Origin of the sequence: Serratia sp. BNK-12, from assembly GCF_047456085.1 — a bacterium.
Lineage (GTDB): Bacteria > Pseudomonadota > Gammaproteobacteria > Enterobacterales > Enterobacteriaceae > Serratia > Serratia liquefaciens.
In genome coordinates, this window is record NZ_CP179896.1 from 5,058,699 (window position 1) to 5,077,717 (window position 19,019).

Genomic DNA, 19,019 nt, shown 5'->3' on the forward strand with positions numbered 1-19,019 from the left:
CCTCCCCTTTTTCCGTGACGTTGGCGAAAGTCTTACTTAACGTTAAGCGTTACATCAATATTGCCGCGGGTAGCATTGGAATAAGGGCAGACCACGTGGGCTTTTTTCACCAGGTCTTCCGCCACGCTGCGCTCGATACCCGGCAGGCTGATATCCAGTTGCACTTCGATACCGAAACCGTTGGGGATTTCACCGATGCCGACGGTGCCATCAATTTTGGCTTCGGCAGGAATTTTCACCTTTTCTTTCGCCGCAACAAACTTCAGCGCGCCGAGGAAACAGGCCGAGTAACCGGCAGCAAACAGCTGTTCTGGGTTAGTGACTTCACCGCCCGCACCACCCATTTCTTTCGGCACGCCCAGTTTGACATCCAACACGCCGTCGGATGAGGTCGCACGGCCATCGCGGCCACCGGTTGCTGTGGCATGAGCGCGGTAAACAACTTTTTCAATCGACATAAATCATTCCTTCTTTTGGTTGGAGGCATCATATCGGATCCAGTTGGCTGAACCCGATCACAGGTCTATCTTTCACGATTAAATCGTGCACTACTTAAATTACCCACTTATTTCAGTGTAGCGCAGGATCGCCGATCCTGCGTCTGGCAGCCGTTCTTCAAATCTGATCTATCAGCTTGCCGCGCAGCTTTTCGAGCTGCTGCTTGATATTAACGATTTCATCGAGGCTGCAATCGGTAGCGCACATCACGGCTTCCGGCACCGCCTGCGCTTTTTCACGCAGCGCGCGCCCGGCGTCGGTTAACGCGATAATCACCTGTCGCTCGTCGGTCGTGGCGCGGTAACGCAACAACAGCCCTGCCGTCTCGAGCCGCTTCAACAGCGGCGTCAGCGTGGCGGAATCAAGAAACAGCCGCTCGCCGATGTCCGAAACCGTGATTTCGTCACGCTCCCATAGCACCAGCATCACCAAATATTGCGGATAGGTGAGATCAAGCTGGCTCAGCAGTTTGCGATACACCTTGTGCAACGCCAGATTGGCGGAGTACAGGGCAAAACACATCTGCTGATCGAGCAGCAGCAGGTTTTTCGCTACGGGGTGTTCGGGGTTTTTACTTTTCATGTTTTGAATATAGATAGCGCACGATGTAATCGCAAGCTATTTTTTAATCGGTATGCTACCTTTTTTAATGCAGGGGATGCCACAGCAGGGTGCTGTGCCGGAGGAAAAGGATATGACAACCACACTGGTAGAACGCGCACGCCGCTACGCCACCAAGGCGCATGCGGCTATCGATCAGCGCCGCAAATACACCAATGACCCCTACATCGTTCATCCGCAGGCGGTAATGGAAATCGTCAGCAGCGTGCCGCACAGCGAGGAAATGCTGGCTGCCGCCTGGCTGCACGACACAGTGGAAGACACGCCCACCACCCTCGGCGATATCGAGAGCCATTTTGGGCCAAAGGTGGCAGAACTGGTGGCAATGCTGACCAACGTCAGCGGCACCGGCGGCGGTAACCGCTTCGAACGTAAAAACCGTGATCGACGGCACAGCGCCAACGCTTCACCGCAGGCCAAAACCATCAAACTGGCCGATCTGATCGACAACACCCGTTCACTGCTGGAATTCGACAGCCATTTTGCGCGCACTTATTTGATAGAAAAACAGCGTCTGCTGGAAGTGCTGACCGAAGGCGACCCGACGCTGTGGCGCCAGGCCAACCATATCGTCGAGCAGGGTCTGGAAAAGCTGCTGTTGCCGCCGCATAACGTCCCGGCAAGCTGGTTCGAACATGCACGCCAGCGTTACCGGGAAAGCGATGCGGCGTAATCCTCAGAAGGTCACTACGGTTTTCAACGCCGTCACCCAGGCATCCTGCGTTTCACTTACGCCCCCCGGATGATGCCAGTATTGTAGGCCCGGCTGCAGCTGCAGCCAGGGGGTGACGTTGAAGCGATAGTAGAGTTCTGCCGTAACGGAATGTCCTGGCACCGGGCGGAAATTAGGATCGTTATACGCGGTGGCGTTGTTGAGTTGATTCAGGTAACGCTGATTATCCCGGTAATGGTCGCTCAACTTGACCATTGAAACGCCCAGGCCCAGCCAATCGTCCGGCCGCGCGTCAAACAATCCGCGGTAGCGAATACCGGTAGAGGTGGAGTAATGCATATAGTTGGAACGCGGATCGGCCAATCCCAGGCTGTAGAACAGGCTCAGACCCCGATTGGCATCATCCGGATGACGCGTTAGCTGTTGGTTAAAACCACTGTACAGGAACCAGGTGCGGTCATGGCTGCGATAGCCGTTTGGATCGCTCGCTCCCGGGCCGCCGGAGACCCCCTCATACAAATCTTGTTGCCGGGTATTGGTGAACAACACTCCCAGGTTATAAACCCCCGGCAACTGATTGACCGCATGGGTTTTCAGTTCCAGCTCCATCGGCAGCAACAGGCCTTTACTGCCTTTGGTCGACCAGCTCCAGGCGTGGCTGCGGCTTGGGGCACTTGGGTTCTGCTCCATCAGGCCGGTTTTGAAGGTCAACCCGTCGGTCAGTTTGTATTGCAGCGTGGTACCCCAGTAGTGGACGTTCCAGTTATACCAGGTCAATGAGTTGGCGGACTTGCCGCCGCACAGCGTCAGCGTCTGGAAGTCACAGGGAATGATCTGATCGAAATCCTGCACCTTGTTCATCATGCCGATACGCCATTGCAGCCGACGCTCCAGAAAACTGCGGCTAAAGGTCAGCCAGCCCAGCCGGGTGATCGACTGGCCGCCGTAACTTTCCTGGGACAAATCGGTCGGATTAACGCGCGGATCCTGCAGGCGGTCGCGCGTCAGGTTGTTATCATGGTTGCGGTTAACGATATTGCCTTCAAGCGCCGCATCCGGAATGCCGGTCAGCGCCTGCAGGTCCTGGCTGAAGGTCAGCGAGAACTGATCGATATAGGACGCCTGCCTGTCGTGGTTATATCCACCGCCGGCGTTATAGGAAAGCTGGCTGAGATAACCCAGATTATAGTGAAAGCCATGATCTTCCAGGATCGGTCTGATCCCCAGCATGTCGCCCAACAACCCAGGTTGTGGCGGTTCGAACCCGAGCGCGACGCCTTGCCACTGGGCCGTTGGCGCCTCCACGTCTTTGGCGGTTTGCAAAGTTTCCGCCTGTGCGCCAACGCTGACCCACAGTAATCCTGCGCAGGTTATTGAGTGAGGTAATGGGTATTTCATTATTATATTTCTCCGCATATTACGCTGACTGCGGGCAACAGCATTCCCTGGGCGAGAATTCCCCATACATTGGCAGCAGTAGATAAAGGTCATGACCCGGTGATTGCCACCGGGTTAATGGGTAAAACCTAGGCTTTTTCTTTCAGTGAGTTACCGTTGCTTTGAATCACGTCGCGATACCAGTAAAAACTCTTTTTGCGATGGCGCTCCAGGCTACCGTTACCGGCATCGTCGCGGTCGACATAAATAAAGCCGTAGCGTTTGGACATTTCGGCTTTAGAAGCGCTGACCAGATCGATTGGCCCCCAACTGGTGTAGCCCATCACTTCCACGCCGTCCTCGATCGCTTCCGCCACCTGCACCAGATGATCGTTGAGATAATCGATGCGGTAGTCGTCGTTGATACTGCCGTCGGCTTCGATACGGTCCTTGGCCCCCAACCCGTTCTCCACGATAAACAACGGCTTCTGATAGCGATCGTACAAGACGTTCAGCAAATAACGCAGGCCAACGGGGTCGATCTGCCAGCCCCACTCCGAACTGGCCAAATGCGGGTTAGGCACCATATTGAGAATGTTGGCGCGGGCGGCGTTGTTTTGCTGTTCGTCGGTGGTGACGCAGCCGCTCATGTAATAGCTGAAGGAGATAAAATCGATGGTCTCGCGCAGCGCCAGCCGGTCTTCGGCGGTGATCTCAATCTGAATGCCGTTTTCGCGGAAGTAGCGCTGCATATAGGCCGGATAGTCACCGCGGGCCTGCACGTCACCAAAGAACAGCCAGTCGCGGTTCTGGCGCTGAGTCTCCAGCACGTCCTCCGGTCGGCAGCTCAGCGGGTAAACAATACCGCCCAGCAGCATATTGCCGATTTTGCCGTCCGGCACGATTTCGTGGCAGGCTTTGACCGCCCTGGCGCTGGCTACCAGTTGATGATGAATGGCCTGGTAAATCTCGCTCTTGCTGCTGTCCTCTGCCAGGCCAACGCCGGTAAAGGGCGCATGCAACGACATATTGATCTCGTTAAAGGTCAGCCAGTGCTTCACCTTGTGCTTATAGCGCTCGAACACCGTGCGTGCGTAGCGTTCAAAAAAGCCGATGGTCTTGCGGCTGCCCCAGCCGCCGTAGCGTTTCACCAGCCCATACGGCATCTCGTAGTGCGACAGCGTGATCAGCGGTTGAATGCCGTACTTCGCCATTTCGTCGAACAACCGGTCATAGAACGCCAACCCCGCCTCGTTCGGGGTGTCCTCATCGCCCTGCGGGAAAATCCGCGTCCAGGCGATGGAGGTTCGGAGGCACTTGAAGCCCATTTCAGCGAACAACGCGATGTCCTGCGGGTAACGATGATAAAAATCGATCGCCACGTCCTTGATGCCGCTGTCGCCGTCAACCCGTGGGACAATCGCGCCGAAAATGCCCTGCGGCTGCAAATCAGAGGTCGATAGGCCTTTGCCGTCGGTCTGATAAGCTCCTTCCACCTGATTAGCCGCTACCGCACCGCCCCACAGAAAATGGTCTGGAAATTTGCTGCTCATGGTTTTCTCCTCGGTTAACGTAATAAAGTCAGCAGCGGCGCCTGCTCCCGCACCCTGCTCTCGCCACTGGCCAACACCTCGACGTAGTCATCGCTGTTGCTGATGATGATCGGCGTAGTGGTGTCAAAACCGGCGGCGCGGATCGCTGCCTGGTCAAACTCAATCAGCAGATCGCCTGGCTTAACCCGATCCCCCTCTCGCACATAGGCGCTGAAATGCAGCCCGTCGAGCTTGACGGTATCTATACCGACGTGAATCAAGATCTCCGCACCGTCGTCCGATTCAATGCCGATGGCGTGCCGGGTTTTAAACAATGAGGCCACGTGCCCGGCGACCGGTGACACCACCCGGCCCTGCAATGGGACAATCGCTACCCCCTTGCCCAATAAACCGCTGGCGAAAGTCGCGTCGTTCACCTGCTCCAGCGGCAATACGTCACCGGCAATCGGGCTGACGACGGACTGTTTGCGGTTAAGCGGGGCTGCAGGCGCCTGCTCGGCGACCGCTTCAACGGGGACCACGCCGAACAGATAGCTGGCCACCGCCGCAAAGCAGAACGACAGCAAGGTACCGGCAATCGCGCCCCACACCGTGGCGTCAAAGCCACCGGCGGGAATAATCTGCGCAAAGGTGAAAACGTTCACCAGACCAAAGGAATAGGTGGCAGTGTGGAAATAACCAATTACCGCTCCGCCCAGCGCACCCCCGATACAGCCGAAAATAAACGGCCGCTTGTTCGGCAGGGTCACGCCATAAACGGCGGGCTCGGTGATACCAAAAATCCCTGCGCCGATAGCAGAACCTGCCAGCGCCCGAAGTTTGGCGTCGCGGGTACGCAACATCACGCCCAGCGTGGCCCCCACCTGCCCCATCACGGCCGGCAGCAGCAGCGGCACCATGGTGTCGCGGCCAAACACGCTCAGGTTGTTGATCATCAAGGGAACCAGTCCCCAGTGCAGGCCAAAGATCACGCACACTTGCCACATCGCGCCCATAAACGCCCCGGCAATAATCGGGTTAAAGGCGTAAATACTCTGATAGCCATTGGCCAGCAGATGGCTGAGCCAGGTGGCCGCCGGGCCGATCAGCAGGAAAGTCAGCGGGACGGTGATCACCAAGCACAACAGCGGCGTAATAAAGTTGCGGACCGCGCTGTGGATCACCCGGTTAAACAGCGGCTCCAGGCGGCACGAAATCCAGGCGGCAAATATGATCGGAATGACCGACGAGCTGTAGTTGATAAAGGTCAGTGGGATACCGAAGAAATACTCCCGCACCGCATCGGGCTGCTGGGCGGCTTCAAACGCCGCCATCATCAGGGGGTGGGTCAAAGCACCGCCGATCGCCATGCTGATGAAGGGGTTACCGCCAAATTTTTTCCCAGCGGTGTAACCGAGCATGATGGGCAAAAAGTAAAACAGCGCATCACTGGCAGCAAACAGCATTTTAAAGGTGCCGCTGCTCTCCAGCAGCCAGCCGCAGGCCAGGCTCAATGCCAGGAAGCCTTTCAGGATCCCCGAAGCGGCCATCACCCCCAACAGCGGAGTAAAAATGCCGGAGACCACGTCGATAAAGCGGCTGAAAAGATTGTCTTTTTTGTCACCATCTTCCGCCACCGCCTCACGCTCGCTCAGGCCGCCCACCTGATTGACCGCGTTGTAGACGTCGGCCACATGGTTGCCTACCACCACCTGAAACTGCCCGCCGCTTTCCATCACCATGATCACACCCGGATTTTTTTTCAGGGCGGCGGCGTCGGCACGGCGGCTGTCGCGCAGCTTGAAGCGCAGGCGAGTGGCGCAGTGCACCAGGCTTTTTACGTTGTCGCGGCCACCGACGCCGGCCAAAATCTCACTGGCTAATGCTTCATATTTCATCGCGATATCCTTCAATCCTGCGTTCTGCCAAATCCCACTCAGCGGTGGCCAATCGCCGCCACAGAATTCAGCGCAAAAAAAAACCTAAACCTCATGGCCTCTGCACCTACGAAGGGAACAGAAGCACGAGGTTTAGGTTTTGCCTGCCTGAGCAGTGACAACCCTAAATCGGCTGAGTTATGACGTTACCACCCGACTTTTTGTCGAGGCAAGAGCTTGCGGCGGCAAATTACCGAACTGTGATCCGCCGTACAAAACGGCGTCAGTGAGCGAAATAGTGCATGCCGCCGTCTACCGGGATCACCGCACCGGTGATATATCGCGCGAGCGGGGAACAAAGAAACGCGGCCAGATAAGCCATGTCTTCCGGCTCGCCAAAATAGCCGATCGGGATATTCTGTTCGATAAATGCCAGGCGCGCGGCGTCGGTCGGGTGCAGTTTTTCACGCACCTGTTCGCTATTAATCCGCCCGGGCTGCAGCGTATTGACGGTAATGCCCTGCGCCGCCACCTCTCCCGCCAGCCCCTTGGCCCACAGATGCAATGCGCCTTTAGCGGCAGTGGCGGCGTTTAAACTACGCGGCTCCATCGAGCCACTGATGTTGATGATCCGGCCCCATCCCTGCGCCTGCATGCCGGGCAGCAGTGCGTGGGTGACCCGACGCGCCGGCGTGAAATTCAGGGCAAAAGCCTCTTCCCAACCCGCGTCGCCTTCGTTCAGTGCGGTTGGACGAGCCCCGCCGACGGCATTAATCACAATGTCTATCGTGCCGAAGCGTTGCTGCACCTGAGCAAGCAGGCTGTCGAGTGCTCCTGCATCGGTGATATCCGCCGCAATCACGTAAGGCCGTACGCCACCGCTTTTCGCGATCTCATCTGCCAGGGCCAGCAGGCGATCTTCACGACGGGCGGTAGCCACCACGGTAACGCCCTGCGCTGCAAATACCCTGACCATACCCGCACCGATTCCTTCACTGGCGCCGGTCACCAACGCGACACGATCCTGCAGTTGCAAATTCATAAGATTACCTTATTGAATAATTCAATTTGGTTTCAAACATAACGGCATTGAATCACACCCCGCCCTGTGTGAATATTCCATAAATTTGCAACGATACTGTGCAGGAATTCACTGATGTTCGATTGGCAGGATTTAAAACACTTTGTGGTGCTGGCGCGTACCGGTTCATTGTCGGCAGCGGCGCGAGAAATGGGCTGTGATCACGCCACCGTGGGCCGCCGAGTCGCGGCACTGGAGAAAGCGCTCGGTCTGCGGCTGATCCTCCGCCTGCCGCGCAGCACACCGCTGACACAGGATGGCAAAATGATTGCCGGGCTGGCTGCCGAGATTGAAAACCAAAGCCACGCCATTGTCCGTCATGCGCGCAGCGCCGGCGAAACACCGCAAACCCAGGTACGCATCAGTGCACCGCCGTCGATAGCCGCACGGGTTATCGCACCGGAGATTGCGAGATTTCATCAGGCTTTTCCGCATATTACGTTGATACTCTCCGGCGAATCGGCCATCGCCGAACTGGACCGTGGCGATGCCGAAGTGGCGGTGCGGATGGTACGTCCGCAACAACCGGATCTGCTGGTTCAGCGCATCGGCATGATGCGCTACGCGCTGTACGCCACGCCGCAGCACGCAGCCCTGCCGGAAGCCGCACGGGCCTTTATCGCTTATGACCACCACTACCAACACCAGCCCCACCAGCAGTGGCTGCAGCAGCTGTTGCAGGGCCGCCCGGTGGTTTTTGAGGCCAGCGATCTGTTCTCGCTGCAAGAAGCCGCGCGTTCTGGGCTAGGTGCCGTGGTATTGCCGACGTTTGTCGCCGATAGCGACCCAGATCTGGTGGTTTTACCCACCCCCATCGCCGCGCCAACTCGCGAGCTGTGGCTGGTCACTTATCCCGATCTGGCGCGGTCCGTTGCCGTACGCGCAGTGATGACTTTTCTGGCGGATACCATCGAAAAAAAATGCCCATTGGCGGCATAAAACATCAGCAAGGCTAATTGATACTGGACAAAAGTCACGCAGGGGATTATTACTGATCACCGCGTAATTCACTTTAGGGACAGCTGAGATCATGACTTTGCGTACTGAGTTTGGACGAATTCTGATTACCGGCGCGGGCGGCCGGGTCGCTACGGCATTCCGTCAGTCCGTTGGCAATCGCTATCAGCTGCGGCTGGCGGAAAGAGACGTCAGCCTGTTGCACAATCTGCAGCCGGACGACGAGATCATCAGTTTTGATATCGCCGATATCGAAGCTTGCCGGGCGGCCTGCGCCAATATCGATACCGTACTACACCTGGCGGCCGATCCTTCCCCCGATGCCGATTTTTGCAATTCACTGATGGACAACAATATCCTCGGCACCTTCAATATCTTCCGTGCGGCGAAGGACGCCGGTTGCAAACGCGTGGTGTTCGCCAGCAGCGCGCAGGCGGTGGAGGGCTATCCGTTGGATTACCAAATTCGACCGCAGGACGCGCCCAAGCCGAAAAATCTGTACGGGGTCAGCAAAGCGTTTGGCGAGGGCATCGCCGCCTACTTTGCCCATCAGGAGGGGCTGTCTTCGCTGTCGGTACGCATCGCCAACTTCACCACGTTGGCACGCGGTGAACAACTCAGCGCCCGTGATATGAGCGCCTTCCTCAGCCATCGCGACGCCGCCGATCTGCTCGAACGCTGCCTGCGCATTGAAGGCGTGCACCATGCGGTGGTGCACGGCGTTTCCAACAACCGCTATAAGCGCCTGTCGCTGGAGGAAACCACCCGCCTGCTCGGCTACTACCCGCAGGACGATGCCTTCAGCATCCTCGGTTTCGACTAAAGCTTGCTATCGATGCGCTGCAGCAGGTAAGGGAAAAACGGGTTAGAGGCAATGCGCATCAGCGAATCCAGATCGACCACCAGCACCGAACGTTCGCCACGCGCTGCCAGCGTACCCAGGCTGATACCGAACTCGCCGCGCTGAGCCGGGAAGCGGCCATAAAGCGAATCGCTCACCGGGAATGGCAGCGCCACGTGCGACAGCGAATAGATATCCGCCGGATAGGTCATGCCCAGTGGCTGTACGCTTTGCGTCGTTTCTCCGGCCGCTGTCACACTGGCAATGGCTTCGCTACTCTCGGGCGAGGCGTTGGCAATCACCGTGGTTTGATAACGGCGCGGCGGCGCAGGCAACAGTTGGCTGACCGCCGCCGCCGCATTGGGTCGCAGCAAGGGTCCAAAGTTTACCGTACGATTGACGTCAAACAGCACCAGTTCGCTGCCGTTAGCCGGCAATTCATTATATAACGCGCGGATCACCGCCCGCGTACTGACGGTCGAATCCATTACCGACTGGAAGGTCAGCACCGGCGCCAATTTGTCCAGCTTGCCGTCACGCGCTGCCCGAGCGATTTGCTGTTGCAGACCGTTGCTGAGCAGGTAAGACTGACGCGCGCCGTTCACCGGAAATGAATTGTATTTGAAGGGGTTAAACTCCGGCAGGACGCCGAGCCAGGCCGCTTTGGCAAACGCCGGAAACACCGCCGGCCAGCCGGCAATACCGGCGAAACGGGCAAAACTGGTCACGCCAATCATCGGTGAGATCAACACCAACCGCTGCGGCCCCGCTAACTGCGGATCGTCCAGCGCATCCAACGCATACTTCATCGCCAGCGCACCACCGTTGGAAAAGCCCACGATATGCAGCGGCTTGTCGCCTCCGGCCTTGCTGCGCGCCTCGCGCACGGCTAAACGCGTTGCCGCCAGCCAGTCGCGCCATTCAATATCGGTCAGTGCCCCCGGCACCGTACCGTGAGCCGGCAGGCGAATACCTACCGCCACATACCCCTGCTGTCGGTAGTTTTCGGCGATATGCCGCAGGCTATAAGGCGAATCTGTCAGGCCGTGCAGCAGCACCACCGCACCACGGGGTTCGCCCTGCGGCAGCAATTCGTAGGAGCGGTTCCAGTCGTGGGCAAAATGTTCCGGGTAGACCGGGCTGCCGTCAAAATAGCGGTTGAGCGGAATGCGTTCGCTGGCGGAGAGTTTGTCCGTGACGTTAACTTTCACCTCGTCAAACACCCGGCTCTCTGCGGCCAGATAACCTTGCCAGTTGGTTTTATCCAGCTCGGCGGCCGACAACTCGTGCGGCACAAAAGTATGCCAAGGCTCCAACGCAGGGCCGCGCTGAGTATCGTAAACCCGCACCGCAAACAGCGTGAGCAAGACGGTGACGCCCACTATCGTCAGTCGTTTGGTCCATTTAATGATCGCCCTGGAAGGCATGCTCACTCCTGAATTCACGGTTATCCAGCAGCGATTATAGAAGCTAAACGCCCGCAGGGGCAGCTCACTGACCGCCAACTTCTACCCGCCTATTTTTAGAGCCTGCTCACAGAACGCGCATTTCCCGGCCTTTTTCACGGATAAAAATTGATCTGCCAACCGAATGTTTGTAGGTTTTCTGTAACGATACACTAAAACGTTACAGTTAAAGATTAAGACACAAAGTATCGTCCCGTTCCCCCTGTCCCTACCGCATTGCCCAGCAGGGGAATCATCTTCACCACCAGCATCGCAGGCTGTCTGCGATCGGGAGCCAGGCTCATGAAATCAATGACATGCCGCTTAACGCCGCGCCTGTTTATCACGTTGTTATTTATGCTGTTTACCCTGCCGTTGCGCGCCAACGCCGCCGAAGTCAACCTGCGGGTTTATTCATCGTTACCCGACGATGGCTACTCCGCACACGCTATCTGGTTCAACCGTTTCAAACAGAATTTGGAGCAGCGTCTGCCGGGTAAAATCGCCCTCAACTATTTCCCTAACGGCATGCTCGGAAAAGAAGCCGATGCGGTGCAGCAGGTGCGCATCGGCGCGATCGACATGATGATCTCCGGGACTTCCATCTGGGCCACGCTGGTGCCGGAGATCGGCGTGTTGGATCTGGGTTATCTGTTTAATGACAACCAACAACTGGGCCGGGCGCTCGACGGCCAGGCAGGCCAACTGCTGAGCGCCATGTTGGCCAAACAAAGCAACATCAAGGTGCTGGGTTACGGTTTCAGCCTGGGGGCGCGCAACATTTACAGTAAAAAACCGCTGCAGTCGCCGCAGGATCTTAATCGGATGAAGGTGCGGGTGCTGCCGGCCCCCAATTTCATCGCCACGCTGAAAAGCATGGGCGCTACGGCAATCCCAATGCCCGGCGGTGAGGTTTACTCCGCACTGCAAATGGGAGTGATCGACGGCGTGGAACACGATGCCGCCACGGTGTACACCAGCAAGTATTACGAGATCGCCAAAAACGCCACGCTGACCCGTCATATCTATAACCCGATAGTAGCCACCATCAGCCAGGCGGCTTTCCAGCGCATTCCGCAAGACCTGCGTGACGAGGTGCTGGCCGCGGCCAACGAAGCCACCCTTTATGAACGCAAAATTGCGGCGGAAAAAGAAATTCAGGCCATGGAAAAACTGAAAGCCGCCGGCGTGATTTTCAGCGAAACCGACCGCGGCTATTTCCGCCAGCAAACCCTGCCGCTGCAGGCGGCATTTACCGCTAAGTATCCACAGGCCAAAGCGGTGCTGGACGCCATTCATGCCGCAGCGCAGCCGTAACGCGCCCCGGCGGAGGATTTGCTATGACCCTTCCTGTAACCCTTGAAATGAGCGTGAAAAAAGTGGCTATTCTGACGCAGTTAAGCCGCGGCCTGACCCGCTTTACCGCCTGGGGCGGCGCACTGGCGCTGCTGGTGAACGTGGTGGTGGTATTCGCTTCAGTCGTCTGGCGCTACGCGCTGCACAGCCCGATCGAATGGGCTGAAGAGGTGGCGCGAGCGCTGATGGTGACGCTGGTGTTCTTCGGCGTCGCCACCTCCACCGGGCGCGGCAGACACATTGGTGTCGATCTGTTTCTGCGCTGGCTACCGGAAGCCACCCGGCCGTATGTGGTGCATGCCAGCCGCTGGGTTTTGGTGTTGGTGGCATTGGGGCTGACGGTATCCAGCTTCAGCCTGGTCGGCATTTCGCTGCCGCAGACCACCGAACACGGTCTGCCGCAGGCAATTTTCGTGGTGCCGGTATTTATCGGTGCCGCGGTGATGTTGGTCAGCGCGCTCGACCACGCCTGCCAGGCGCCGCTGAAAGTGGTGTTAACCAGCGCCGCCGTTGTCGCGCTGTTGGGTGCCGCGGGCTACCTTAGCTTGCATACTGCCACCGGGCTCAGCTCGCTGCCCGCCGCATTGATGCTGGCCTGCTTTATTCTTGGCATTATCTCCGGCGTGCCGATCGCCTTTACCCTCGGGATGTCCGCGATGGTGTTTTTCCTCAGCGATCCGTCGCTGCCGTTCGTCTTCTTTGCCCAACAGGTCACCGCCGGCGTCGACCATTTCGTGCTGCTGGCGATCCCGTTCTTTCTATTGGCCGGCGCGGTGATGGAAGTCAATGGCATGTCGTCACGGCTGGTTGAGCTGATCGTGCGCGGCATGGGGCGCTATCGCGGCGGCCTGAACATGACGACGATTTTGTCGATGGCGTTTTTCTCCGGCATTTCCGGTTCCAAGCTGGCGGACGTCGCCACGGTCGGCGGCGTGCTGATGCCGGCGGTACGTCGGGCTCGCCAACCTGCCGAAGAGTCTGCCGGGGTATTCGCCGCTTCAGCCATTATGGCGGAGACCATTCCCCCCTGTGTAAACCTGATCGTAATGGGCTTTATCGCCAACATTTCGATTGGCGCGCTGTTTATCGCCGGGCTGATCCCCGCCCTGTGCCTGCTGGTATTGCTGCTGATTGCCGCCGTGATATTCGGCAAACGCATCAACGTCGATGACGCCTACCCGGTACGGATGCCGACGCGCCAACTGTTGATCGGCGCCGCCGTCGGTCTGGTCATGATTTTGATGATCGGCAAGGGGGTGGTGGCCGGCATCGCCACCTCCACGGAGATCTCCGCCTTCGCGGTGGTCTACGCCATCGTGGTCGGGCGGTTGGCCTTTGGTGAGCTGACGCTGAAAGCTACCCTGAAGCTGTTTGTCGACACCGCCGCGCTGTCCGGCATGCTGCTGTTTATCGTCGCCTGCGCCACCAGTTTGTCCTTCGCTCTGACCATCGAAATGATCCCGCAGCAGTGCGCACAGCTGCTGGTCGCCATCGGCGCAGACTACGGTCCGTGGCTGTTCCTGCTGCTGTCGATTGTCATCCTGATTATTTTCGGCGCAGTGCTGGAGGGCGCTCCGGCGCTGATTATCTTTGCGCCGATCCTGGTGCCCATCGCCACCCAGCTCGGCTTCAACCCGTTGCACTACGCCATTGTGATGATTCTGGCGATGGGTTTCGGCCTGTTTTCCCCGCCGATCGGCCTGGGGTTGTACACCACCTGCGCCATCTGCGGCGTCCCGATGCAGGACGTGATTAAACCTATGGCCAAATACCTGCTGATCGTGCTGTTCGGCATCATCGTTATCGCGCTATTCCCGGCGCTCTCCACCTGGTTGCCGACGCGGCTGGGCTACTGATTTTCTCAAGCAAGGAGTCACACCATGTTCTCTGATTTAACCGACAAACGCGTATTGATCACCGGTTCCACCGCCGGTATCGGGCTGGCGACCGCCGCCCTGTTCGCCCGGCACGGCGCCAAGGTCGGCATTAACGGCCTGCGCAGTGAGCCACCGGCAGAGATCGCCACCTTCCCCGGTGAATGCGCATTCTTCTCGGCCGATCTGTCGCGCTCCGCCGGCTGTGAGGCATTGGTGGAAGCCTTTGTCGCCCGCTTTGGCGGCATCGATATTTTGATCAACAACGCCGGTGGATTGGGCGGTCGCAACGGGCTGGAAGCGATAGACGACGAGTTTTTTGATCGAGTGATAGATTTGAACTGCCGCTCGGCGCTGATGGTGACCAAATTCGCTATCCCTCACCTGCGCGCTTCGGCTCGCGAGAACGGGACGACCGCCAGCGTCATCAGCACCGGCTCCATTGCTGCACGCGAAGGCGGCGGGATCGGCGCCGGGCTGTATGCCAGCGCCAAAGCCTGGTTGCACAATATCCACCGCAACTGGGTGAAGGAGTTCACCCAGGACAATATCCGTTTCAATATCGTGTCGCCAGGCAGCATCGACACCGCCTTCCATCACGGTAAGAGCGACGAAGTGCTGGGTAAAATGCGCGCTTCCATTCCGATGGGCCGCTTTGGCCGCAGCGAAGAGGTGGCGCCCACCTACCTGTTCCTGGCCTCGCATAACTGTAGCGGATATATCACCGGGCAAATTATCGACGTCAACGGCGGTCAACTCGCGCCCTAAGGGTCTGTGACTCACTTTCGGCCGCGTGATAAAGTCGGGGTAATGGGTTAATGCAAAACGGGAATGTGATGGCGAATATACGTGATGTGGCACGTCATGCCGGGGTGTCGGTCAGTACGGTATCCAACGTGCTGAACGGCCGAGTCGATCAGATGCGCAAGGATACGCTGGCCCGTATTGAACAGGCGATGGCGGCGCTGCAATACCAGCCAAACCGCGCCGCGCAGCAGCTTAAAACCGGGCAGGTCAAAATGCTGGGCCTGCTGGTACCGTCCATCGTCAACCCCAGCTTCGCTGCGCTGGTGCGCGAAATTGAGCTGGCGGCCAAGCAAAACTATGGCTATCAGGTGTTGCTGGGCGATACCCATCGCCAACAGGAAGAAGAGATCCGTTTTCTCGACGATCTGCTGGCGTTAGGCATTCGCGGCGTAGTAGTTGCCTCCACGTTTTACGATCGCCCCCATTTTCGCGATGCCCTGAAACGCGGCCTGGTGATGATTAACTACGACGAGCGCACCCTGGCCGCCCCTGGCGAGGCGGCGCTGCCGATCGACAGCGTGTCGATGGATAATTGCGCCGCCGGCAGCATGGCGGCACAGCATCTGATAGCCCAAGGCTGCCGCCGTATCGCCTTCGCTACCGCTTCCGGCATGACCAGCAGCCGCGCCAACAAAATTGCCGGTTACCGGCAGGCACTGGAAAACGCAGGGCTGCCGGCCTGGGTGATCGAAGGCAAGGCGCAGTTCGCCTACGGCGATGCTGAAATGGCCGAGTTAGGCAAGACGCTGGCCGAACAAATTTGCCAGAGTGACCCCCGGCCGGACGGCATTGTGGCACTGAACGACATGTTGGCCATCGGCATGATTTCGGCCTTCCAGCGGCTTGGTGTGCGGGTGCCCGAGGATATTTCAGTTGTCGGCATCGATAACATGTTTCTGTCCGAGCTGTTTAACCCGGCGCTTAGCTCAGTGGCGCCGCCGCTGCGCGAGATGGCGGTGAAAATTGTCGATCGGCTGATTGGTCGGCTGGAAAACCCTGAATTGCCGGTGGAGGAATTTTTATTCGCGCCTAGCCTGGTGCGCCGCCAGTCGGTCATTAACACGTAACCTCCTGCGGGGCTACGGCTCCGCTCTCTTCCATACTGAATCCATGCTGCGCTAATGCGCGGCGGGAGCTTCGCTGCGCCCAAAACCGCGGCGGGAGAATAAAAATGAACAATGAATCCTGCGTTTACTGCCATCCAACCAATGAAATCCTGCTGTGGCAAAACCCGCTGTGCCGGGCCATTTTCATTGCCGACAGCCCTTTCCCCGGCTGGTGTCGGGTGGTCTGGCATGAGCATATCGCCGAACTGAGCGATTTGCGTGACGATCAGCGCAACAGCATCATGACCGTGGTCGCTCAGGTTGAAGCGCAACTACGGCAATTGCTGACGCCGGCGAAGATCAATATCGCCAGCCTGGGCACCGCACTGCCCCATTTGCATTGGCATATCATCCCGCGCTACCTCGACGACTCACATTTCCCGGAGCCGGTCTGGAGCCAGGCGCTACGCTCGCCAACGGCGAGAACCGTGCCGGAGAATTTTATTGAATTAATGAGGGAACGGCTGGCGATAACGCTGGGGGAATAACAAAACGCCGGGCATGGCCCGGCGTTTACTACTTAATTAAGGCTTTTCGGCAATCTTGCGCAGGTACTCATTATTTTTAAACGCAATGATGATCATTTCGAAGCAAACGCGGGTGAACACGCCGCCGATAATGATCGCAAACAGGCCGCGGAAGAACTCACCGTAGAACATCGACCCAATCCCGCCAACAATGATGCCCAGCAGGCACAGCCAGTACACGCCGGTGATGATTTTCGGCGTCAGCATCGCATCAAAAAAGAAAATGTTTTTCATTGTAAATCCTTCCTTAGGTCAGTATTTAATTATCCCAGAGGCACCGCATCAGCGCGGCATGCCTTGTTGTCACGCCAGTTATGATAGCGAGTAACGTGACGAAAAGCGCTCAGAAATCAGCAGGCCATTACATAAGGGTTGAGGATGTTTAACAAAATCGGCAACAAAATCCTGGGCGGTTTAGCGGCGTTGCTGCTGCTCAGCCAAAGCGCACTGGCACAGGAAACGCTGATCTTCGTGCGGCACGGGGAGAAACCCGCCAACGACAGCGGGCAGTTAACCTGCAAAGGGCTCAATCGCGCGCTGGCACTGCCGGACGTGCTACTGGACCGCTATGGCAAACCTGATTTTATCTTTGCCGCCGGGCCCAAAGAGAATAAGACCGGCAGTTCGCTGCGAGCGCTGTCGACCATTATGCCCACCGCGGTACGTGTCGGACTGCCGATCGGCATTCAATTCCACGCCGATGACATCGCCGGGCTGCAGCAGGAGCTGCTCAGTGATAAGTACCAAAACTCGCGCATCTTCATCGCCTGGGAGCACAAGAATCTCGATAAGGCAGTGAAGAACATCGTTGCCGCGCGCGGCGGCGACGCCAGTTTGGTGCCCGAATGGCCAGGCAGCGACTTCGACAGTATTTTTGTGGTCACGCTGGATCAGGGCAAGGTTTCGTTCCGGCAAGAACGTGAGGGGTTGACTCAGTTGGCGGAGAGCTGCCCTTTCGCGGGGTAATACCATACTGCCTTCTGGCAGCCCTGCAAGAAGGCTGAAGGTTTCACCGCCTGACCTTTCGTTTTATCTGCCCGATGTCGCCACCGGCGTAATAAGTTCCAGCTCAACGCCCCGCCGGATGGCTTGGCGAGCGTTACTGACGCCCAATTTAACCACTGTATTACCCATATGAAATTTCACCTTGCTCACGGAAATACCTGAAATAGCAGCAATTTCCCCATAGGTTTTACCCATACTCGCCCAATACAGCACTTCCTTTTCTCGTGGGGTGAAAATAGGCTTCTGTGTGTTCATATTATTTTTCTGCATGCCGGGAATTGCCGATCCGGCTAGACGATACATCTGCTCATTAATATCGATCAGTAACATCTGCATAGTCCCGAGATCGGATGAGATACGTTTTTCCAATTCCCCTTGTACGCGACTGCCTATAACGACAGATAATAGCGCCAGATTGTTCAGATGGTCATGCAACACAAAGGTCAATCCATTAACAATATTGTACCGTTTAGAGAGAGAAAATATCTTATCTGTCATCAGAGTAATATTCTCGTCCCATACAAAGGGTGAAGTGCGTTTAGACGCAATCAATACTACCGGGTCAGTGAGTTGGAAATTATTGGTTCGATAGAGATCCAGCCACTCACCCGGATAGCTTGAAATAATAAGTGAATCTGATGGATTGTTCTTTCTGAGAGCGAGGTAGGCATATTCCGGGCTACCGAATGGTAACAACTTCCTATCGATATGATCCCGAAGGGTTTCCGTTATTGTTCGATTTTCATTGAAGGCAGAAAACATACAGGCTCCGTGGCGGTCAGACTTTCCCTTTGGTGATCGAACCTGAACTTAAGTTTAGGTATAGATGGGACTTAAGTACAACTTACGGATTTGGAACCGCAACATATAATGAGTCTCGTTAGGCACTGGAAAAAAAACCTGACCTGTACGGTCAGGTAGCCAACACAGCCAACACCAGGGAAAAATTTCCGGTCAGACAGGGTATACGAAAAATCACTGCTGACCGGGATCCTTACTTTAACACTGCTAATTTATCCTTTCAAATTCATCTGCGCTGACGCTGTTGACCAGCCCCTGTTTGACTAGACGATCTAGCGTCAGTGCAAAGAATGGTGTTCGCCAGAGATAACGTCTTTGAGCCGAGTCCACTGCGCTATTTTAATTTATTATATATTGGACTATTTTATAAACACCCCAACCATTTAATAATAATCAATTAAGATTACTCATCAACATATATATAAATAAAATAGTGCAATGGAAATGATATAAATTATTTATATATCGAAACAAACAATGGCTAAATATCTTTAAATTTAGAAAATCAACTCCAGCATTCACTAATATCAAACTAATGTCTTGTATTTCACTTATGGGATTGAATATCTACAGGAACCTGTAAATATCTTTATTAGCGGTGCTAGGGTAGCGCCGCACTGATTAAGGAAAGATCATGATGA

The 19,019-nt window shown here is 56.6% G+C and carries 18 protein-coding genes; 9 read left to right on the plus strand and 9 right to left on the minus strand.

From position 1 onward, the window contains the following. Positions 1 to 32: 32 nt before the first annotated feature. Both ACMGG1_RS23610 and ACMGG1_RS23615 read right to left on the minus strand, forming a co-directional pair. Positions 33 to 458 (minus strand): organic hydroperoxide resistance protein, encoded by a 426-nt coding sequence (locus tag ACMGG1_RS23610; protein ID WP_004934114.1) that lies wholly within the window; start codon positions 456 to 458, stop codon positions 33 to 35. Between the two features lie 157 nt (positions 459 to 615). Beyond that, positions 616 to 1,080: a MarR family winged helix-turn-helix transcriptional regulator gene (locus ACMGG1_RS23615; RefSeq protein ID WP_020824719.1), complete on the minus strand. Its 465-nt coding sequence runs from the start codon at positions 1,078 to 1,080 to the stop codon at positions 616 to 618. Between the two features lie 112 nt (positions 1,081 to 1,192). Here ACMGG1_RS23615 and ACMGG1_RS23620 point away from each other — a divergent pair, with 112 nt between their 5' ends. Then, a complete protein-coding gene (locus ACMGG1_RS23620; RefSeq protein WP_041415142.1) occupies positions 1,193 to 1,792 on the plus strand; it encodes an HD domain-containing protein in 600 nt (199 codons plus the stop codon). Positions 1,793 to 1,795: 3 nt separating this feature from the next. On the opposite strand, the gene ACMGG1_RS23625 is transcribed toward ACMGG1_RS23620, so the two are convergent. From ACMGG1_RS23625 to ACMGG1_RS23640, 4 genes are all read right to left on the minus strand, one after another. Continuing rightward, entirely contained in the window at positions 1,796 to 3,190 is a 1,395-nt protein-coding gene (locus ACMGG1_RS23625) for a carbohydrate porin (RefSeq protein ID WP_414161057.1), read from the minus strand. Positions 3,191 to 3,318: 128 nt separating this feature from the next. After that, a complete protein-coding gene (locus tag ACMGG1_RS23630) occupies positions 3,319 to 4,722 on the minus strand; it encodes a glycoside hydrolase family 1 protein (protein WP_262255973.1) in 1,404 nt (467 codons plus the stop codon). Positions 4,723 to 4,736: 14 nt separating this feature from the next. Beyond that, complete coding sequence (gene bglF / locus ACMGG1_RS23635; protein WP_414161058.1) at positions 4,737 to 6,599, minus strand: PTS beta-glucoside transporter subunit IIABC; 1,863 nt, start codon at positions 6,597 to 6,599, stop codon at positions 4,737 to 4,739. A gap of 262 nt (positions 6,600 to 6,861) precedes the next feature. Continuing rightward, positions 6,862 to 7,620 carry an SDR family NAD(P)-dependent oxidoreductase gene (locus ACMGG1_RS23640; RefSeq protein WP_128864813.1) on the minus strand — a complete coding sequence of 253 codons (759 nt, stop codon included), beginning with the start codon at positions 7,618 to 7,620 and terminating at the stop codon, positions 6,862 to 6,864. Positions 7,621 to 7,734: 114 nt separating this feature from the next. Between ACMGG1_RS23640 and ACMGG1_RS23645 the strand changes: the two genes are divergently transcribed. Both ACMGG1_RS23645 and ACMGG1_RS23650 read left to right on the plus strand, forming a co-directional pair. Next, the gene (locus tag ACMGG1_RS23645) at positions 7,735 to 8,598 is read left to right on the plus strand and encodes a LysR family transcriptional regulator (RefSeq protein ID WP_414161059.1); all 864 of its coding nucleotides are present in this window, start codon (positions 7,735 to 7,737) and stop codon (positions 8,596 to 8,598) included. A 91-nt stretch (positions 8,599 to 8,689) separates the two neighbouring features. Beyond that, complete coding sequence (locus tag ACMGG1_RS23650) at positions 8,690 to 9,439, plus strand: NAD-dependent epimerase/dehydratase family protein (RefSeq protein ID WP_048759421.1); 750 nt, start codon at positions 8,690 to 8,692, stop codon at positions 9,437 to 9,439. Here ACMGG1_RS23650 and ACMGG1_RS23655 read toward each other — a convergent pair. Next, positions 9,436 to 10,884: an alpha/beta hydrolase gene (locus tag ACMGG1_RS23655; RefSeq protein ID WP_414161060.1), complete on the minus strand. Its 1,449-nt coding sequence runs from the start codon at positions 10,882 to 10,884 to the stop codon at positions 9,436 to 9,438. The genes ACMGG1_RS23650 and ACMGG1_RS23655 overlap by 4 nt on opposite strands. A gap of 321 nt (positions 10,885 to 11,205) precedes the next feature. Here ACMGG1_RS23655 and ACMGG1_RS23660 point away from each other — a divergent pair, with 321 nt between their 5' ends. The 5 genes from ACMGG1_RS23660 to ACMGG1_RS23680 all read left to right on the plus strand — a co-directional run bounded on the left by ACMGG1_RS23660 (position 11,206) and on the right by ACMGG1_RS23680 (position 16,533). Then, a complete protein-coding gene (locus ACMGG1_RS23660) occupies positions 11,206 to 12,219 on the plus strand; it encodes a TRAP transporter substrate-binding protein (RefSeq protein ID WP_128864811.1) in 1,014 nt (337 codons plus the stop codon). A 23-nt stretch (positions 12,220 to 12,242) separates the two neighbouring features. Continuing rightward, the gene (locus ACMGG1_RS23665) at positions 12,243 to 14,114 is read left to right on the plus strand and encodes a TRAP transporter large permease subunit (protein ID WP_046374779.1); all 1,872 of its coding nucleotides are present in this window, start codon (positions 12,243 to 12,245) and stop codon (positions 14,112 to 14,114) included. Between the two features lie 24 nt (positions 14,115 to 14,138). After that, positions 14,139 to 14,900, plus strand: coding sequence for an SDR family NAD(P)-dependent oxidoreductase (locus tag ACMGG1_RS23670; protein ID WP_048759418.1), 762 nt, complete (start codon positions 14,139 to 14,141; stop codon positions 14,898 to 14,900). A gap of 68 nt (positions 14,901 to 14,968) precedes the next feature. Further along, entirely contained in the window at positions 14,969 to 16,006 is a 1,038-nt protein-coding gene (locus ACMGG1_RS23675) for a LacI family DNA-binding transcriptional regulator (RefSeq protein ID WP_262244839.1), read from the plus strand. A 104-nt stretch (positions 16,007 to 16,110) separates the two neighbouring features. After that, a complete protein-coding gene (locus ACMGG1_RS23680; protein WP_020824705.1) occupies positions 16,111 to 16,533 on the plus strand; it encodes an HIT family protein in 423 nt (140 codons plus the stop codon). 36 nt (positions 16,534 to 16,569) lie between these two features. Here ACMGG1_RS23680 and ACMGG1_RS23685 read toward each other — a convergent pair whose 3' ends face one another. After that, positions 16,570 to 16,806 (minus strand): DUF4282 domain-containing protein, encoded by a 237-nt coding sequence (locus ACMGG1_RS23685; RefSeq protein WP_020824704.1) that lies wholly within the window; start codon positions 16,804 to 16,806, stop codon positions 16,570 to 16,572. Positions 16,807 to 16,950: 144 nt separating this feature from the next. Between ACMGG1_RS23685 and ACMGG1_RS23690 the strand changes: the two genes are divergently transcribed. Continuing rightward, positions 16,951 to 17,538, plus strand: a complete 588-nt coding sequence (locus tag ACMGG1_RS23690) for a histidine phosphatase family protein (RefSeq protein ID WP_020824703.1) — start codon at positions 16,951 to 16,953, stop codon at positions 17,536 to 17,538. A gap of 63 nt (positions 17,539 to 17,601) precedes the next feature. Here the strand turns inward: ACMGG1_RS23690 and ACMGG1_RS23695 are convergent, their stop codons facing one another. Beyond that, complete coding sequence (locus ACMGG1_RS23695) at positions 17,602 to 18,339, minus strand: helix-turn-helix transcriptional regulator (protein WP_414161061.1); 738 nt, start codon at positions 18,337 to 18,339, stop codon at positions 17,602 to 17,604. Positions 18,340 to 19,019 lie beyond the last annotated feature (680 nt).

Bases quoted from the DNA above. Each gene is read 5' to 3' on its own strand.
- ACMGG1_RS23695 (WP_414161061.1), bottom strand. From the start codon at position 18,339: ATGTTTTCTGCCTTCAATGAAAATCGAACAATAACGGAAACCCTTCGG.
- ACMGG1_RS23675 (WP_262244839.1), top strand. From the start codon at position 14,969: ATGGCGAATATACGTGATGTGGCACGTCATGCCGGGGTGTCGGTCAGT.
- ACMGG1_RS23645 (WP_414161059.1), top strand. From the start codon at position 7,735: ATGTTCGATTGGCAGGATTTAAAACACTTTGTGGTGCTGGCGCGTACC.
- ACMGG1_RS23665 (WP_046374779.1), top strand. From the start codon at position 12,243: ATGACCCTTCCTGTAACCCTTGAAATGAGCGTGAAAAAAGTGGCTATT.
- ACMGG1_RS23670 (WP_048759418.1), top strand. From the start codon at position 14,139: ATGTTCTCTGATTTAACCGACAAACGCGTATTGATCACCGGTTCCACC.
- ACMGG1_RS23690 (WP_020824703.1), top strand. From the start codon at position 16,951: ATGTTTAACAAAATCGGCAACAAAATCCTGGGCGGTTTAGCGGCGTTG.
- ACMGG1_RS23685 (WP_020824704.1), bottom strand. From the start codon at position 16,806: ATGAAAAACATTTTCTTTTTTGATGCGATGCTGACGCCGAAAATCATC.
- ACMGG1_RS23655 (WP_414161060.1), bottom strand. From the start codon at position 10,884: ATGCCTTCCAGGGCGATCATTAAATGGACCAAACGACTGACGATAGTG.
- ACMGG1_RS23630 (WP_262255973.1), bottom strand. From the start codon at position 4,722: ATGAGCAGCAAATTTCCAGACCATTTTCTGTGGGGCGGTGCGGTAGCG.
- ACMGG1_RS23650 (WP_048759421.1), top strand. From the start codon at position 8,690: ATGACTTTGCGTACTGAGTTTGGACGAATTCTGATTACCGGCGCGGGC.
- ACMGG1_RS23640 (WP_128864813.1), bottom strand. From the start codon at position 7,620: ATGAATTTGCAACTGCAGGATCGTGTCGCGTTGGTGACCGGCGCCAGT.
- ACMGG1_RS23660 (WP_128864811.1), top strand. From the start codon at position 11,206: ATGAAATCAATGACATGCCGCTTAACGCCGCGCCTGTTTATCACGTTG.
- ACMGG1_RS23680 (WP_020824705.1), top strand. From the start codon at position 16,111: ATGAACAATGAATCCTGCGTTTACTGCCATCCAACCAATGAAATCCTG.
- ACMGG1_RS23610 (WP_004934114.1), bottom strand. From the start codon at position 458: ATGTCGATTGAAAAAGTTGTTTACCGCGCTCATGCCACAGCAACCGGT.
- ACMGG1_RS23620 (WP_041415142.1), top strand. From the start codon at position 1,193: ATGACAACCACACTGGTAGAACGCGCACGCCGCTACGCCACCAAGGCG.
- ACMGG1_RS23615 (WP_020824719.1), bottom strand. From the start codon at position 1,080: ATGAAAAGTAAAAACCCCGAACACCCCGTAGCGAAAAACCTGCTGCTG.
- ACMGG1_RS23625 (WP_414161057.1), bottom strand. From the start codon at position 3,190: ATGAAATACCCATTACCTCACTCAATAACCTGCGCAGGATTACTGTGG.
- bglF (WP_414161058.1), bottom strand. From the start codon at position 6,599: ATGAAATATGAAGCATTAGCCAGTGAGATTTTGGCCGGCGTCGGTGGC.